Here is a 17,019-nt window from a genome sequence, read left to right as displayed (position 1 = left end):
CGTCGGAAAGCAACTGGCGTCGGAGCGGCGGCTTCCGCGGATCTGAACTTTTCAAGACAGACATCGCGTTTACTCCATAAAGACTGAGCAAGGCTAATTTTTGCAACGCTCATGCAACAAAGGTGCAAGCCAATGCAACAAAGGTGCAAGCCAATGCAACTAAGGTGCAAGTCGATGCAACAAAGGTGCAAGTCGATGCAACAAAGGTGCAAGCCAATGCAACAAAGGTGCAAGCCAATGCAACAAAGGTGCAAGTCGATGCAACAAAGGTGCAAGCCAATGCAACTAAGATCGGCTTGCATGAATCGAGATGATTAAAGGGTTACGAAATTAGCAGCAGTCAGCGTCGTAGTATTAATACCAGTCAGCGTTGCCAAAATTTCATTTGTGGAAGTGACTTTGATATTGTTACCAGAGAAACTTAATTGCCCAAAGCTCAAACCACCATACAATCCAATCAAATCGCTACCCTTAGAGAAATCAGTAATGGTATCAGTACCTTCCCCAGATGCAAAGGCAAATATATCGTTACCGTTACCACCAGTGAGGATATCGCTGCCAGCACCACCATAGAGTAAATCGCTACCATTACCACCAGAAAGGTAATCAGTACCGCCGCCACCATAGAGCGTATCATCGCCATTACCACCGTTGAGGGTATCGTTACCCGCGCCGCCGTCCATCAGCCCATCGCCATACAAGATGTCGTTGCCATTATCACCGTTGAGGCTATCGTTACCCGCGCCGCCGTAGATGGTATCGTTGCCATTGCCGCCGTTGATGATGTCGTTACCAATGCTGCCAATCAGGCTATCCGCAAAATTAGTGCCATTATTGTTAAGACCGACAGCCACAGTCACCGTACCAGTGTCAGTCAGGCTACCATCGCTGAGGGTGTAATTAAAGCTGGCATTCCCAGAAAACAGAAGAGAGGGCGTAAAAGTAACGAAATCATCTGCACTGTTGTTGGCTGTGCCGTTATTATTCAGGACGGCAGTACCGTGGGTAGCACCACTGACACCAGTAATGCTCAGGGAGGTGCTATCAATATCGCTATCATTGGCTAGTAGGGTAGCAACTGAAATGTTGACGCTAGTACCAAAGAATGTGGTAGCAGTATCATCAACAGCAACAGGGGCATCGTTAACAGGGGTGACAGAGAAACTCTGAGTTTGTCCGGTTAAAGTTGCTACACCATCAGTCACATTGTAGGTGAGGTTAACTGTGCCATTAAAGTTGGCATTTGGGGTGAAGGTATAAGTCCCATTATTGTTATTTACCAATGCCCCGTTAGTGGCAGTCAAGTTGGTAACTGAAAGGGTATCACCAGCATCCACATCACTGAACCCTGTTAATAAGTCACCTGCACTAATGGTAATGGCGGTATCTTCAGGGGTACTGTTTAATGTGGCTGTGGGCGAACCTGTGGGGGCATCGTTGACACCGTTGATGGTGAGGTTCACTGTGGCTGTGCTAGTACCGCCATTGCCATCGCTAATAGTATAAGTAAAACTGTCGCTGGCAGTAGCTCCCACACCCAAAGATTCAAATTGACCGTTAGGGTTGTAGTTATAACTGCCGTCACTATTGAGAGTTAATAATGCACCAGAAGCTAAAGTAATTTGATTACCCACATTAGCAGCATTGCCGTTGACTGCACTAACAGTGAGGATATCACTTGTATCTAGGTCAGTATCATTGGCTAGTACGTTACCACTGAAGGCGGTGTCTTCATTCGTGGTGGCACTGTCATCAACGGCGACTGGAGTAAAGTTGAATTGAAAGTCATCATATGGAAAACCGCCAGGATCTGTTATGTTGTTGATACTAATGCGGGTGATGTTTGTAAATGATGATAAATCTACAAGATCTGAAGTGAAACCATTACCATCAGTAATGAGATCGACTGTAATGGGCGATCCTGTAGTAGTTGTATAAACATCAATTTTGGCAGTAGCACCAACAGTATTATCGAATATTACACGAAATGATAAATCATTAACTGGTTGAGCAAAATCAACATTAAGATTTAGCAATCCATTTGGCTGGCCGCTGGAATTAAATGTACCTATTACGTTTGGTGGAGATGTGAAATCACCTAAAGGAATTACTACAACAGAATTCCCTGGATCGGATGAAAAGGTTACTCCTGAATACTGATTGCTTAGAACTGTACCAGGAGCTAAATTGTCAAAATTGATAGTTGTCATAGCTATTACCTTCGTCGTTTTTTGTTAAGGGACTTCCAAATAAAAAAATATACAACTTTTCCTGTGGGGTGGACATCTTGTCCGCCCCTATGAATGGGCGGGCGAGACGCCCACCCCACAAGAGTGGATAATTTATTTCTTGGAAGTCCCTAAGTTTGCTGTGGTGAAGTGGATTATAGAGCGATCGCCCCAATCACCGCATCGGACAAAGATCCAAGTTTTGACTAGGATCTTTGTCCTATATAATTGATACTTATGTGAAATGTGAAAGAGCGTAGGCGTAAGCCTTGTCGTAGACATCGCTAGTACTCTCTGAAGACTAAGCCAAGTTAATTTTTGCAACTTTAATGCAACTAAGGTGCAAGCCAATGCAACAAACTTGCCGGTCGATGCAATTAAGGTGCAAGTCGATGCAACAAAGTTGTAACTCAATGCAACGAAGTTGCAACTCAATGCAATCAAGGTGCAAGCCAATACATCAAAGTTGCTTTTGGATGCACCTAATCAATTTGGCGAGTGGGCAAACATTCACCCACTCAAAAGACTTAAACACAAGTAAAGTTGTTTTGTGTCAGCGTCGTCGTATCAAAGCCAGTAAGTTATCATTTCCCTTGTCACCGTCGAGGAAATCATTACCCGCACGCTGACGACTAAATCTTGACGGTTACCTCCTAAAAGACTGTCGTTACCGTCACCGCTATAGAATTGAAAAAAGAATGCGACACATGAACAAGACTCTCCCTGCTTGCTAAAGAGAGGATACCGCATGGCGAGTGGGCTATGTGCCGCAAACATTTTTTAAATCGATATAACTACTACGGTTTTAGTACATTATCAGCAAACTGTCCTTTCACATTACCTGCGGGAGCATACTGACAAACTACATAGACGCCATCGTACTTAGTACCGTCAATTGTTGCAGGGCCAGGTGCAGCACCGCAGCCTACTTTGGTACTGCCTTTCCAGACTACCTGAGTAAAATGTCCGGTTGAGCCAGAAAATACAGGGTTGTTGTAGTCATAATCTTTAATTTCACTGTACCAGTTGTCAACTGCTGCGGTACCTAAGTTTGCTGACTCTCCACCCCAGTATATGTTCTCTCCGACATTGTTGCGATTGGTACTGTGTTCTAAGTCACCTTTAGCTGCTATGGTTTCTGCCCAAGCTTGGGCGCTCTGGTTGAGAGTATCATCGATGGTGACATTAGGACTCTTATGCTTGGCTCGATAAGTGTTGTGTGCAGATACAGCATCGCTACGTAACTTGGCTAAGTCAATAGATGTCTGTCCTAAAACAAAGTGATTACCGATTGCTGCTCCAGTGAATGCAATAGCTAAAGTTGTAGCTGTTGTTAAGGTTAGAGTCGAAAAGAATTTATTCATGATTTTCTCTCTAGTTAAGTTAACTTTTCTAAGTTAAATCAAGTCGCAAGTAATACCCTATATGTAAACTTAGGGGCTTGGAATTCAGCCGCCTTGTTTGTTCTCTTCATCGTTCAACAATTAATTAGGTTTGATTTGTTGTCCAGAGAAGTTGAATGTTCCTACAGGGGCGACATTATTTAACAACGGATTAGCATTGAGGTTGAATAAGCGCAGTGTAATAGTCCCTTGTACTGTCTGCGTTTGGGGATTAAAGGTGGCTTGGTAGTCGGCGCGACCAATGCTACCGGCTCCTGCACTTCCAGGAAAAGCAAAGGTGATAGACCTAGCACTCACTTTAGTTTTGCCATTACACTTCCAAGCGCCTTGTCCGCTAGTAAAGGGATTGAAGACGTTGGTTACACCACCTTGATTGGAGTCAGTGACAAAAAAGTTACCATCTGCGGTCAGTGTAATAACTCCACGAGAGGAGACGCTGTTATCTGCGTTGAAGATTGTTGTTAAATAAGCACCAGTGACGTTAAGGCGACAAGATGCTGTATTTGCTAGAGTTTCGGGTACGGTAAAGTCGTTACTCCTAGCAACATTAGGACTAGCAAGTAAGGTACTTGCTAAAACTGAACTAAACAATAAAGTATTGCCAAACCAGATTTTATTCATTGTCAGGTTAGGTAATTACCTAAATTTTGCTGTAGCGAAATGGATTATATAGCGATCGCCTTTGTGAGCGCATCGGACAAAGATCCAAGTTTTGACTAGGATCTTTGTCCTATATAATTAGTGCTTATGTAAATTATGAGAGAAGCGATACCTACGGTGGGCTACGCCAACCCTACTACCGATGAAGACTGAGCAAGGCTGATTCTTGCAATGCTCATGCAACAAAGGTGCAAGCCGATGCAACTAAGTACACCTCACAATAAAAATTGCGTAGGCGTAGCCCGTCGTAGACATCGCACTTAATCCCAGCCTCTAGCTATTTATGCTGTTGGGGCGAACAATAGTAATTCCTTCAACTTCTACAAAGTCTTTTGGATTTAAAGTCAGAATATGGCTGATGTTATGAGCAAGCACTACTGCTTGTATGCGTAAATCGTGGGTGCGTTTCCCGGAAATCTTATGAGTTGTAGCGAGGCTAAACCAAAGGCGAAATACATCTGGTATTTCTTTTAGCCACTCAAACTGATTTATAAGCATTTGCAGCGTTCGTTCGGTTTCTTCTGGTGTCCATCCAAATCCATTTACAGCTACAGGACGGGTGGCTACAACCCAAAATTCAATTAAAACTTGAGATGTAATAAAACATTGATGGTTATTAGATATTAGATACCTGATTGTGCGATCGACAAGATTATAATCGGGTGAAGCTATATCCCTAGAGCGTAAAAGGACATTGGTATCTAATAAATAATCGGTCATACTTCATCATCGTAAATATTTTCTCGACGCAGAGCTTCATCATCAAGGTTGGCATAGCTTTTTGGTGCTGTATCTATCCACTCTTGCCAAAGTAATAATCTTTCCGATGATGTTTGAGGTTTACTAGTTAGTAACGTTAAATGCTTGTTACTCAGCTTTTCTTGAAAAAGTTTTTGCTCTTCGGGCGATAGATTTAGTACCACTTCTACAAGGGAATTAACAAGTTGTACATTCATAAGTTGTGTATACCAATTTACCGAGTCACTCTATGCAATGAGCTTTTGCCCTACCCTTATGCCGCTTTATTATAATACTGGTTATTGCCTCTGCCAATCGCTCCAACGACCGCATCGGACAAAGATCCAAGTTTTGACTAGGATCTTTGTTCTATATAATTGATACTTATAGTTATTGGCAGTGTTAAAATTTTGCTGACAGATGACAAGTAATAGAGAGTTTTGCAGGGTTTTTATCTATGCAAGAAAGCGATCGCACAAATAAATGTCAAGTGCGATCGCTCTGTCAAAATGCGTTAATTTTACTTATCTCATGATGCCACTGTCTTTTTGCGGCTAGGACGCTTGTAGTCCGATTTTTTCTTCAATCCTATTGCTTGGGCTTGATCGCTATCTAATCCATATTGTCCGCGCACAACTTCTTTCATTGCTAATACCGCATTGTGAAATTCCCATTCCGCTAGTCGTGCAGCATCAGCCGCAGCACGGTATAAAGCTTGTTTTTCAGTTTCCGCTTGTTGTTGGGCTAACATAGCTTGATAAGCTTGCTGTAATTTCACAGCAGAGGCATCACCACGGTTAGTTTCATAAGTACTGATAGTTTGTAAACCGTGCCATGAAGTCACATCTTCACTAATTAATTGAGGGCGCAAACGGCGTGTTGTATTTTGGGTAGTCATATTACCATACTGTTGTCAATTATGTGTTTAATGTACCCATTGCAACTCTAAAGCTATCAGTAAATTGAAGTTTTTCAGTCGTCAAGCAAAATTACAGCATTATTCAAGTAAATAGATCGCGCTGTAAGGGCACAGGTCACTACTCCTTAATAACTGAGTCGCGCTCATTTGTACAACTTTAATGCAACAAAGGTATATCCCAATACAATCAAGTTGCAAGTCAATGCTACTAAGTTGCTAGCCAATGCAACAAAGGTGCAGGAAAATGCTACTAAGTTGCTAGCTAATACAACAAAGGTACAGGTTAATGCAAAGGATATCAGCATCAAGGAATCATCCAAGTAGACGCGATCGTTCTTTGTGCATGAGGAGCGATCGCCTGAATAAACGCACATGATAGTTGTATATATTTGATACAATTACCTAATGACTCTTGTTCCAATCTTCCTGAGTATAGTTGCTGGTATTTGTTTATATGTTGGTCTGTTTCACCTGCTGATTGCCTGTGGAAGATTACAAACCACCCTTCATTTGTGCTTTGGGTTAGTTTGCTTAGGATGTGTTAGCTATATCCTGGCTTTAATGCTGAGATATCAAGCTGCTAACGTAGAAGACTACATCGCTGCCCAAAAATTGGTATGTTTTGTTGGATATATTTATGCTGTGGCTGTTGTATGGTTTATGGCTGTTTTTACTAAAATAAAGCCAGTGCGTTTAATTTTGGTACTGAATAGCCTGTACGTTATCAGCCTGTTAATCAACCAAATTTCCCCGACAGGGATTATCTACTCTCATGTAAGTAGCCTATCAAGCGTTTCTTTGCCTTGGGGCGAATCTATTTATTACCCAGAAGGTACACTCAATCCCTTATTCAGTTTTCAATTATTAGCTTTAAACAGTAATACTGTTTTCGCTGTTTCTGCTTGTTACCTTCAATATCGGCGCGGTGAGAAGCAAGCAGCACTTAGTTTAGGCCTGAGTTTAGCGATTCTGGTAGCAGCTGCACAACACGATCGCCTAGTAGATTTAGGGAAGATCCAATTTATCTACCTGGCTGAATTTGGATATCTGTCCTTCATAGTAATTATGAGTCTACGCTTATCCAAAGACTTGATCCAAGCTGTGAAACTACGCGAACAATTGCTAGAAAGCGAACGGCTACGAAAAATTGCAGTAGAAGTCGAGCGAAATCGCCTCGCCCGCGACTTACACGATTCAGTATCGCAGACATTGTTTACTGTAGCGACCATTGCCGAAGCTTTGCCTAGAGTTTGGAAACGCAACCCAGAGGTAGCCCAACAAGGATTAGAGGAACTCGCCCAACTCACACAAGGGGCGTTAGCAGAGATGCGAAATTTACTAATCGAGTTACGTCCTGATGGTTTAGCAGAGAAAGCATTAGGTGAATTAATACAGCAGCTAACCAAGGCAATTTCTGGACGAGCAAGTTTACAGGTAACAACAACGGTAGAAGTCGATTTACCTTTATCTAGTGAGATAAAGCTCGTTTTCTACCGGATTACTCAAGAAGCACTGAATAATATTATTAAACACGCCCAAGCAACGGAAGTATCAGTCAGCCTTGAGTACGATTCACAAAAGATAGTCTTGCGTGTCAGCGATAATGGCTGTGGTTTTGACCTCACACAGATACCGATACCATCTGGCCATTTGGGAATAGCAATTATGAAAGAACGAGCTGATTCCATTGGCGCTAATTTTCACTTATCAAGCTATTTAGGAAGGGGGACTGAGATTTCCCTAAGTTGGTCAACCCCTACCTTGAAAAAAGGGAATCAAGAATAGAAAATTGAGAATTGGGAATCAGGCATTAGGCTGGGTACAAATAAACTTAACTAGATACAATCGACATTTTTGCTTTTTTATTGCTCAATAGTAAGGTTTTTAGACAAATTTAATTTTCGTAATATAGTTCACTTCAATTCATATAAGTTTGTTTTTCCGCTTTTATTCTCCGTTTCTTATTCCCTATTTCCTTACTTTTACAGAAGAATTGTCCTAACTGACCTGATTGCAATATAGTTATATTTATTTAACTTGACTTATTTGGAAAATACACATTATGATTCATAATTGTGAATTTTTATATTATTTGTTGGCAACAAATAAAAATTAAAGATTAAGAATTTTATCTAAAAAATTAATGATGGAATAATAGAAAATAATATCAATGTATTAAAAAAGTACTATTAAAAGCCCGGATTTAAACATGGAAACAGATAAATTGGTCAAACCAATTCGGGTCATAACTGTTGACGATCATCAAATCTTGCGGGGAGGTATTAAATTTCTCTTGCTGGCGTTTGATGACATTGAATTAGTTGGGGAAGCGGGTAATGGAGATGAAGCAGTACGTCTTTGCGAAAACTTGCAACCAGATGTAGTGCTAATGGATTTGATGATGATGGGGATGAATGGGGCGGAAGTAACAAGAGTTATCCGCAAAAAATACCCACACATTCAGGTTTTAATTTTGACCAGTTTTCTAGACAAGGGCTTGGTACAGAAAGCAATGCAAGCCGGAGCCATTGGCTACTTGCTCAAAGGTGTCTCAATTGATGAGTTAGCGAATGCCATACGTTGTGCTGCCATTGGTCAATCTATTTTGGCAGTAGAGGTAATTCAGGCGTTGCTGCAACCAACTCAACCATCATCTCCTCCTTTATACGAACTGAGCAGGCGACAGGCAGAGGTGTTAACACTCCTGGCTTTAGGATTGAGTAATGAAGCGATCGCTCAACGAATGAAACTGAGTCCTTCTACCATTAGACATCATGTCAGTCAGGTACTAAATAAGTTAGGAGCAACCAACCGCACGGAGGCTGCTACTAGGGCGGTGCGAGTTGGATGTGTTTAACCGCGTTTTGTGGCTTTAGATAAAGATAAAGTGAAAATTTAATTGTAGAGACGTAGCAGTGCTACGTCTCTACTACTTTGTACATCAAGCAAATGAGAAATACCGTAGTATTTTTGATGCTACCCAACGATATCAGTCGCAAAAGTCATCCATTCAGGTGAAGGCATACAGACATACCAATGCCTAGTATGAAGTAACATTAAGCAACTATGAAGCTTATTATGCGTCTAGTTGTTAGTAAATTTCTCAAGATTCGATCGCAAACCTTTAACAACTCCTGATTCTGCACTTGTCCTCTAACTAAAGGCTACTCCCACACGGCAATCATCACAGGCTTGTATTGTATGGCTACGAACATAGAAATTCCAGTTATTGGCAAAATTAAGTATCCATTACGCTGGTTCATTGGGCTGATGGCGGGGGGCGCTTTGGTTGTGGGTACAGTTGCAAACTTTACTCTGATAAATCCAGCCACAAACCAAGAAGACATCGATCGCCTCACTGTGCCAGTATCAGCACAAAACGTTACATTACGGATAACGGCTAGCGGTAAAGTCGTACCAGTTCAAAGTGTAAATATTAGTCCCAAGAATCCTGGTGTGCTGTCGCAATTGTACGTCGAACAAGGCGATCGCGTTCAAAAAGGGCAAATTCTCGCCCGCATGGATAGTGCCAGCATCGAGGCACAAAAAAGCCAGTATCTTGCTAACTTAGCGCAAAGTCAAGCACAGTTAGCCGAAGGCGTGGCTGGTAGTCGTCCTCAAGAAATTGCCCAAGCAAGGGCGCGATTAGCCCAAGCCCAAGCTCAATTAACCCAAGCTCGTGTAGGTAATCGTCCCCAAGAAATTGCCCAAGCTCAAGCCCAGGTAGATGCGGCTCAGGCAAGAGTGAATTACACTGCTGAACAAGTAAAGCGTTATCAATATCTATATAAAGAAGGCGCAGAGAAAAAACAATTACTCGATCAAGCCATCAGCGATGACAAAAGTGCCAGAGCCAACTTAGAAGAAGCGAAAAAACGATTGTCGTTAGTCCAAAGCGGTTCTCGCAGTGAAGAAATCGCCCAACGTCAAGCAGCAGTCAATGAAGCACGCGCAGCATTAGTACTGTTAGAAGATGGCACCCGTTCCGAGGAAATTGCTCAACGCCAAGCAGCCGTCGCATCCGCTGAGGCTCAGTTAAAAGGCGTGCAAGTACAGTTAGAAGATACAATTATTCGCGCTCCCTTTTCGGGAATTGTCACCCAAAAGTACGCCAACGTTGGTGCTTTTGTCACCCCCACAACTTCTGCTTCTACTAGTGCTTCAGCAACTTCTAGTTCAATTGTCGCCGTAGCGCGGGGTTTAGAAATATTAGCTCAAGTTCCCGAAGCAGATCTTGGCAGAATCAAAGCGGGACAACAAGTGGAAATTGTCGCGGATGCTTATCCAGACCAAGTTTTTAAAGGACACGTGCGCTTGATTGCTCCGGAAGCAGTGGTAGAACAAGGCGTGACATCCTTCCAGGTGCGCGTTGCTTTGGATACTGGCATAGATAAACTGCGTTCTGGCTTAAATGTAGATCTGACTTTTTTAGGCGATCGCGTTAATAATGCCTTAGTATTACCAACAGTTTCCATCGTCACCGAAAAAGGTAGAACCGGCGTACTCGTACCAGATGAAAATAATAAACCTCAATTCCGCGAAGTCACAGTGGGCGCACAAATCAAAGACCAAACGCAGGTTTTAGGAGGAGTAAAACAAGGCGATCGCATTTTTGTTAACCCACCGAAAGATTACAAAATTGAAAAGGCCAAAGAAAACGATAATTCGTAATTATTAAGACATGAATTTTTTAGAAAGCGTACAAATGGCGGGGAAAACCCTGTTATCAAATAAGCTGCGTAGTGCCCTCACGATGCTGGGTATTGTTATTGGTAATGCTTCAGTGATTGCCATGATTGGGATTGGCGAAGGTGGGCAGAAATTCGTTCAAAAACAACTCGAATCATTAGGGCCAAATGTGTTGTTTGTAATCCCAGGAAATCGAGAGACTCAACGAATTTCCTTTGAAGTGCCGAAAAATTTAGTGTTGCAAGATGCCGATGCGATCGCCTCTCAAGTACCATCAGTTATAGGAGTTGCACCTGAGTTAAATAGAAGACAAGTAATTACTTATCGGAATCGAAATACTGACGTTAATATTATTGGTACAACTCCCAGCTTTTTATCGGTGCGAGATTTTGAAACTGATAAAGGTAGGTTTTTTAGCGAAGTAGATATTAAGCGAAGCAATCAAGTTGTTGTATTAGGTGCAGACTTAGCAGAAAAACTATTTGGTAATAGTAATCCCACCGGTCAGCAATTGCGAATTGGCAATACCAGCTTTCAAGTAATTGGCACATTAGTAGCCAAAGGTTCCAGTGTAGGAGCAGATTATGATGAAGCTGCCATAATACCGATTACAACCTCTGCAAATCGGCTTGTAGGAAAGAATTCTCCCTACGGTATTGCCTTAGATTACCTCGTCGCTGCTGCTCGTGATGGTGATAGTGTCGATGCAGCAGAGTTTCAAATTACGAATTTGCTGCGTCTGCGACACAAAATTAATGGTGAAGATGACTTTACGATTCGCACCCAAAAAGATGCTTTGCAAACTGTCGGTCAAATTACAGGTGCATTGACAATTATGCTAGCAGCGATCGCAGCCATATCGCTGTTTGTCGGCGGCATTGGCATCATGAATATTATGCTAGTTTCCGTCACCGAACGCACCCAAGAAATTGGATTGAGAAAAGCGATTGGGGCAACAGAGCAAGATATTTTGCTACAATTCATCATTGAAGCAGTAATAGTTTCCGCAGCTGGCGGTTTAGTTGGGACTGCCATTGGTGTCAGCGGTATTCTTTTGGTGTCAGCTTTAACACCATTAGATGCTGGGATTTCTACGGTGGCGATCGCCACCGCTGTGGGTGTTTCCGGCGGTATTGGTTTATTCTTTGGCGTCGTTCCCGCACGTCGCGCTGCTAAACTCGACCCCATCGTTGCATTAAGAAGCGCCTGATCGTATCAGCGTCAAGTTAACGGGAAATCGGCGCTTATATCGTGTCCGGGTAATTAGTTGTGATTTCGGCAATCATTAGACCCCACCCCCAATACGGTTCGGTTAAAGGGGAAAGGGAAAAGGGTAATTTCAAATCTTTTCCCTTTTCCCCTTACCCTTTTTCTAGACCACATCAGAGATGAAAAATGCTTATCCGAACCGTATTGACCCCACCCCTTAATCCCCTGCCCTTGCTAAGGGGAGGGGAGACAAAGCACAGCTTTGGTTTGGGGTTCTTCGGGTTTACTAACTAATTAACCTATTACGCCAAATCAAAAAGCAAGATTTCGCCGCCGATATCGGTGCTAATTTCTAGTTGTTCTTCGCCGTTGATTTGAACGCCATCGCCTGCTCTGAGTTCTTCACCATTTAAGGTAACTATACCTTGGGCTACTTGTAACCAGGCATAGCGATCGCTTTTGACTTGATAATTAACAACATCACCTTGTTCTAAAACAGATGTGTATAAGTCAACATCTTGGTGAATTGTTACAGCGCCATCACGGCCATCTTTAGCAGCAATTAAGCGTAATTTGCCCCGCTTTTCTTCGATGGGAAAAGCTTTTTGTTCGTATCTTGGTGTCAACCCTTGTTCGTCAGGAATAATCCAGATTTGTAGTAAATGTAGTGGTTCAGTTGGCGAAGGATTAAATTCGCTGTGGCTGATTCCAGTACCAGCACTCATAATCTGGGCATCACCGGGACGAATTACTGAGCCTGTACCCAAGCTGTCTTTATGTTCCACGGCACCTTCTAAGACGTATGTGAGAATTTCCATATCCCGATGACCGTGGGTAGGAAATCCAGCGCCAGGAGCAATGCGATCATCGTTGATTACTCGCAGAGAACGAAATCCCATACGGTTGGGATCGTAAAAGCTACCAAAGGAAAATGTGTGATAACTATCAAGCCAGCCTATTTGAGCGTGGCCGCGTGCATTGCGATCGTGAATTAGATGAGTGATTGTATTTTTAGACATAGATTTACCTCGTTCTTAATTATTTTTAGGTAACAATTCAAAATGGGCTACGCCCCTGTGCGCTAATAAAACTCAGAATTCAGAATTAATAAGGTTGGATAACAAAAATTGTTCATACTTGTTATTTACTCAACCTAATTTTCAACTATTTAAATAGTAAAGTATATACATACGAAATGAAAAGTACGCACTTAAAAGTGCGATACTTACCAGAAAGATACTATGAAATTTTAGAGTGATTTTTAATTATATTGGATTCTTTATTAGAATAAAAAATGAAAGTATATGTAGTGGACTGACACGGTTAGCGTGTCAAGCTTTAAATGTTGCAATAAAATTGTAGGTTGGGTTGAGGAACGTAGACGCCAGAGGCGGCTTCCCGGAGGGTAACCCAACACCTCAATCAATGTTGGGTTTCACGACCTTCAAACCAACCTACTGCTAATGAATTATTTTAGTCTTGCCATGCCACTACGATTTAAGGTTTATTTTATAAATAACCTCTCAAAAGTGATTTTCGATTCTCCTGTATATAAATAATATGGTGCGTTAGGTTCAAGCCGTAACGCACCATACTAGTTAAGATCTACTGTTCCCTAATTTAAAAGTGCTTACTTGACGCTAGCTACTGCTTTTTGAGTTTTAGTAGCACCTGCGCTACCATTTTCTCCCTTAATTTCTGCTACTTGTAGATGAGCTTCTAAGAACCACAGACGTTTGTCAATGGTGCGGGAAATTTCAGTGTAAAGGTCAGCGGTATCAGCATCACCTAATTCATCGGTTTTATCGATCGCTTCTCTGATATGTTTAGCGAAAGGTGCAAAACGATCTGCTAAAGCTGTTACATGGTCTTTACCATCCAAAATATCAAATGGATATTCAGGCAGAATGGAATTATTAGCAGCAGCACGGGCTGTTCCTACAGCATATCCGCCCAAAGCGGTGACGCGTTCTGCAACCATATCAACATATTCTTCCAATTCACCAGCGATTTCATCAAATAATTCGTGTAGCTGGTAGAAATCTGTGCCTTTAACATTCCAATGCGCTTGTTTTACCTGGGTTTTCAAATCTAAACTAGCTGCCAGGGTTTTGTTGAGAATAACTACAATTTGCACTCTTGCTTCAGCAGGAATGTCAATGCGTGTGGGGTACAAACGTGATGCTAGGGTGTTGTCGCTCATGGTTTTACTTAATGCCTTTTACAGTTAACTTTACAGATTTTAGTTAGCAAAGCGAAACTCTCTGACGATAGATTGAATTCAAGCCTGAATGTGTTATTGTTTCAAGTTGATACAATTTTGATTGAGAATTTATTTTTGTTCAATGCTTAGTGTAAATACATTGGTCATTGGTCATTAGTAAATAATAAAATATTTATAAAGAACAAGTAACAAATCACTAATGACTAATGACCGATCGCATTAGATCCGATGGTTGTCTATGGCATTAAATGTACCACCAAAAAGGCGATCGCGAATCAGATCGCTGTGTAAAAATTCATGTGGAAAACCCAAATCAATTTGACTCGCTTGATTTAAACGTTGTAAATGTTCTGGGGAAAGAGTCACATCCAAAGAAGCTAAGTTATCTTGAAACTGAGTTAATTTACGCGCCCCAACAATCGGAATTATTACTTCACTTTGAGCGCGTAACCAAGCTAATGCTACCTGTGATGGTGTGTGTCCAATTTCTGTTGCAACTTGACTCACAACTTCCGCGATCGCTAAACTTTTTTCTGAAATAATTCCTAAGGCGGGATTTGCTAACCTTCCTGATTCCCCACTTTCTTGAGGGGGTTTGTTATACTTCCCTGTTAGCACGCCACCACCCAAAGGCGACCACGGTGTTACTGCTAAATCGAAAGCTTTGGCCATCGGCAGTAAATCGCGTTCTGGTGTCCGCTGAATTAAACTATACTCAATTTGCAGCGCGACAAACTGCGTCCATCCTTGATATTGAGCGATGGTATTTGCTTGGGAAACAATCCAAGCGGGTGCATCAGAAATGCCGATGTAAAGTACTTTACCTTGGCGAACTACATCATCAAGCGATCGCAACACTTCCTCAATGGGTGTGGTAAAATCCCAAGCGTGTAACCAAAATAAATCAATATAGTCGGTATTTAACCGCTTCAGGCTACCTTCTAAAGATTGGATTAAATTCTTGCGATGATTTCCGCTACCATTGGGGTTGCCATTCTTGTCGCCCATCCGCAAGGGAAAGGAATATTTTGTCGCCACTACAAAGCGTTCTCGGTCTTTGGCAATTAATTCACCGACAATTTTTTCACTGCTACCATCGGTATAACCATTGGCGGTGTCAATAAAATTGCCCCCTGCTTCTACAAAAGCATCAAAGACTTTAGCACTTTCGTCTTTGGAAGCACCCCAACCCCAATCTTCCCCAAAAGTCATTGTTCCTAAGCAGAGTTCAGAAACTCTTAACCCGCTTTTGCCCAAGAGTTTGTATCTCATAAATATTTTCTCATTAATGAAAAAACTATGCGAATACTATCCCAAAGGCATGATAACTGGAAATTAGGACTTAAGTAGATCGGTAAGAAAAAACAAAGATATGTAACAAACTGTAAAATATCCAAAATTAGCTCGTAGTTTCACTTTCGCGCGAAAGGGTAACTACGAGCCATGATGAGAATAATTGAAAAACCAATGATTCTATGACTGTTTGATTTTGTTTAAATTATCAAGATTAATTCTGGATTCTGAATTCTCAACTCTGAATTCTTCTTCAATGCAATACTTCCCAATCTCGTAGCAAGGAAATAGCATGTTTATAGAAAGATAAATCCACCTGATTCACTTCTATTCCTTGACCGATTCCTTCTAGAAGGGTGATTGTTAATTTTCCTCCTAGATGTTCGCGGAACTCTGTAATACCCCTAAATATAGAATTAGGATGATCTGGTCTATCTAATTCCTGTGTGAGTGCCGATACATACAAAGTAAAGCCTAATTTCTTAAGTGTAACTAGAACTCTTTGCCACTCGGATTGTAAAAGTTGCCCTGTTAAATATGAATAGGTTGTATCCAAAGCAATGCCGATCGCCACAGCTTCACCGTGACGTAAGCTGTAATTAGTTAAATGTTCTAGCTTGTGAGCAGCCCAATGTCCAAAATCTAAAGGACGCGATGAACCCATTTCAAAAGGATCGCCACCACCAGCAATATGTTCTAAGTGCAACTGCGAACAACGATAGATTAGCTTTTCCATAATCTCCATATCTCGATTAGCTAATCTATCGGCATAAGTCATAATAAAATTAAAGAAATCTGCATCTTTAATTAGTGCTACTTTCACCGCTTCTGCAATACCCGATCGCCAATCGCGATCGTCAAGGCTAGTAATAAAATCAAAGTCATTCAATACAGCATAAGGTGGCATAAATGTGCCAAGAAAATTTTTCTTGCCAAAGGCATTTATTCCATTCTTGACTCCGACACCGGAATCATTTTGTCCTAATACTGTTGTCGGTACCCGTAAGAGCCTAATTCCTCTATGAGCTGTCGCTGCGGCGTATCCCACCATATCTAATACGGCTCCACCTCCAATTGCTATGACGTAGGAATGACGGCACAATCCAACTGTATCGATTCGTTGATGAATTTGCTCTATAAATTTAGAATCATTCTTGACTGCTTCTCCGCCTGGAACGATTATTGGTTCGTCAGTCAAGGTCAATACATCTGCATAACGCTCGGCGTAAAGTGCTATTTTTTTTAACAATCCTTTTTGGTAATTTAAAACTCCTCCATCCACCACTACTAACACTCGTTTTGGAGTTATCTCTCCATTTCCGGCAATCACTTGTGCCAATAAAGAATTCTCTAATTCAAACAAACCTGTAGTAAAATGCACATCATACTTGAAGGTTACTCGAACGCATTGATTAATGGGTTGGAGATTGAAAGCAGTCTTTTGTTTAATAACCATATCCAAATATCATTAACTATTAATTAATTGTAAATATATGCAGTACTTTAATTTAGATTATTGAAAGTTTCAACAATATAAATAAATTTCGCACTGCAATGATTACAATAATTTACTACATATATAGAGCTAGTAAATCATTGCTTGATGATGCTATTATTCATTGTCGAATAAAGCTTCAGAATGACAATTGGTTACAA

At 41.4% G+C, this 17,019-nt stretch carries 16 protein-coding genes; 5 read left to right on the top strand and 11 right to left on the bottom strand.

The annotated features are described in order from the left end of the window. Window positions 1-122 precede the first annotated feature (122 nt). Window positions 123-314, top strand: coding sequence for a hypothetical protein (locus NSTC745_RS05700; RefSeq protein WP_445636279.1), 192 nt, complete (start codon window positions 123-125; stop codon window positions 312-314). On the opposite strand, the gene NSTC745_RS05695 is transcribed toward NSTC745_RS05700, so the two are convergent. From NSTC745_RS05695 to NSTC745_RS05665, 7 genes are all read right to left on the bottom strand, one after another. After that, a complete protein-coding gene (locus NSTC745_RS05695) occupies window positions 315-2,210 on the bottom strand; it encodes a cadherin-like domain-containing protein (RefSeq protein ID WP_445636278.1) in 1,896 nt (631 codons plus the stop codon). It lies immediately after the preceding gene. Between the two features lie 815 nt (window positions 2,211-3,025). Further along, on the bottom strand, window positions 3,026-3,592 hold the full coding sequence (locus NSTC745_RS05690; RefSeq protein WP_445636277.1) for a CAP family protein: 567 nt from the start codon (window positions 3,590-3,592) through the stop codon (window positions 3,026-3,028). 120 nt (window positions 3,593-3,712) lie between these two features. After that, complete coding sequence (locus NSTC745_RS05685; RefSeq protein WP_445636276.1) at window positions 3,713-4,252, bottom strand: hypothetical protein; 540 nt, start codon at window positions 4,250-4,252, stop codon at window positions 3,713-3,715. A gap of 312 nt (window positions 4,253-4,564) precedes the next feature. Continuing rightward, on the bottom strand, window positions 4,565-5,011 hold the full coding sequence (locus tag NSTC745_RS05680; RefSeq protein WP_445636275.1) for a type II toxin-antitoxin system VapC family toxin: 447 nt from the start codon (window positions 5,009-5,011) through the stop codon (window positions 4,565-4,567). After that, entirely contained in the window at window positions 5,008-5,247 is a 240-nt protein-coding gene (locus NSTC745_RS05675; protein WP_196515431.1) for a hypothetical protein, read from the bottom strand. The genes NSTC745_RS05680 and NSTC745_RS05675 overlap by 4 nt, the downstream gene beginning before the upstream one ends. Before the next feature lie 311 nt (window positions 5,248-5,558). Then, window positions 5,559-5,927, bottom strand: coding sequence for a hypothetical protein (locus NSTC745_RS05670; protein WP_445636274.1), 369 nt, complete (start codon window positions 5,925-5,927; stop codon window positions 5,559-5,561). 164 nt (window positions 5,928-6,091) lie between these two features. Continuing rightward, window positions 6,092-6,322, bottom strand: coding sequence for a hypothetical protein (locus NSTC745_RS05665; protein ID WP_445636273.1), 231 nt, complete (start codon window positions 6,320-6,322; stop codon window positions 6,092-6,094). A gap of 31 nt (window positions 6,323-6,353) precedes the next feature. Here NSTC745_RS05665 and NSTC745_RS05660 point away from each other — a divergent pair, with 31 nt between their 5' ends. The 4 genes from NSTC745_RS05660 (at window position 6,354) to NSTC745_RS05645 (ending at window position 11,847) form a co-directional block, all read left to right on the top strand. Continuing rightward, window positions 6,354-7,733 (top strand): sensor histidine kinase, encoded by a 1,380-nt coding sequence (locus tag NSTC745_RS05660; protein WP_445636272.1) that lies wholly within the window; start codon window positions 6,354-6,356, stop codon window positions 7,731-7,733. Between the two features lie 424 nt (window positions 7,734-8,157). After that, window positions 8,158-8,805, top strand: coding sequence for a response regulator (locus NSTC745_RS05655; protein WP_445636271.1), 648 nt, complete (start codon window positions 8,158-8,160; stop codon window positions 8,803-8,805). A gap of 344 nt (window positions 8,806-9,149) precedes the next feature. Beyond that, the gene (locus NSTC745_RS05650) at window positions 9,150-10,619 is read left to right on the top strand and encodes an efflux RND transporter periplasmic adaptor subunit (RefSeq protein WP_445636270.1); all 1,470 of its coding nucleotides are present in this window, start codon (window positions 9,150-9,152) and stop codon (window positions 10,617-10,619) included. A 10-nt stretch (window positions 10,620-10,629) separates the two neighbouring features. Beyond that, window positions 10,630-11,847: an ABC transporter permease gene (locus NSTC745_RS05645; RefSeq protein WP_445636269.1), complete on the top strand. Its 1,218-nt coding sequence runs from the start codon at window positions 10,630-10,632 to the stop codon at window positions 11,845-11,847. Between the two features lie 301 nt (window positions 11,848-12,148). Here the strand turns inward: NSTC745_RS05645 and NSTC745_RS05640 are convergent, their stop codons facing one another. The 4 genes from NSTC745_RS05640 to NSTC745_RS05625 form a co-directional block, all read right to left on the bottom strand. Beyond that, complete coding sequence (locus NSTC745_RS05640; protein ID WP_445636268.1) at window positions 12,149-12,865, bottom strand: pirin family protein; 717 nt, start codon at window positions 12,863-12,865, stop codon at window positions 12,149-12,151. A gap of 611 nt (window positions 12,866-13,476) precedes the next feature. Continuing rightward, the gene (gene dps / locus NSTC745_RS05635) at window positions 13,477-14,049 is read right to left on the bottom strand and encodes a DNA starvation/stationary phase protection protein Dps (protein WP_445636267.1); all 573 of its coding nucleotides are present in this window, start codon (window positions 14,047-14,049) and stop codon (window positions 13,477-13,479) included. A 240-nt stretch (window positions 14,050-14,289) separates the two neighbouring features. Then, a complete protein-coding gene (locus NSTC745_RS05630) occupies window positions 14,290-15,342 on the bottom strand; it encodes an aldo/keto reductase (RefSeq protein ID WP_445636266.1) in 1,053 nt (350 codons plus the stop codon). 274 nt (window positions 15,343-15,616) lie between these two features. After that, window positions 15,617-16,819 (bottom strand): 3-dehydroquinate synthase, encoded by a 1,203-nt coding sequence (locus NSTC745_RS05625; protein WP_445636265.1) that lies wholly within the window; start codon window positions 16,817-16,819, stop codon window positions 15,617-15,619. Window positions 16,820-17,019: the final 200 nt, after the last annotated feature.

Source organism: Nostoc sp. DSM 114161 (assembly GCF_052692665.1).
The sequence above is the reverse complement of the archived record's forward strand: the minus strand, read 5'-3'. Positions and strand labels throughout refer to the sequence as shown.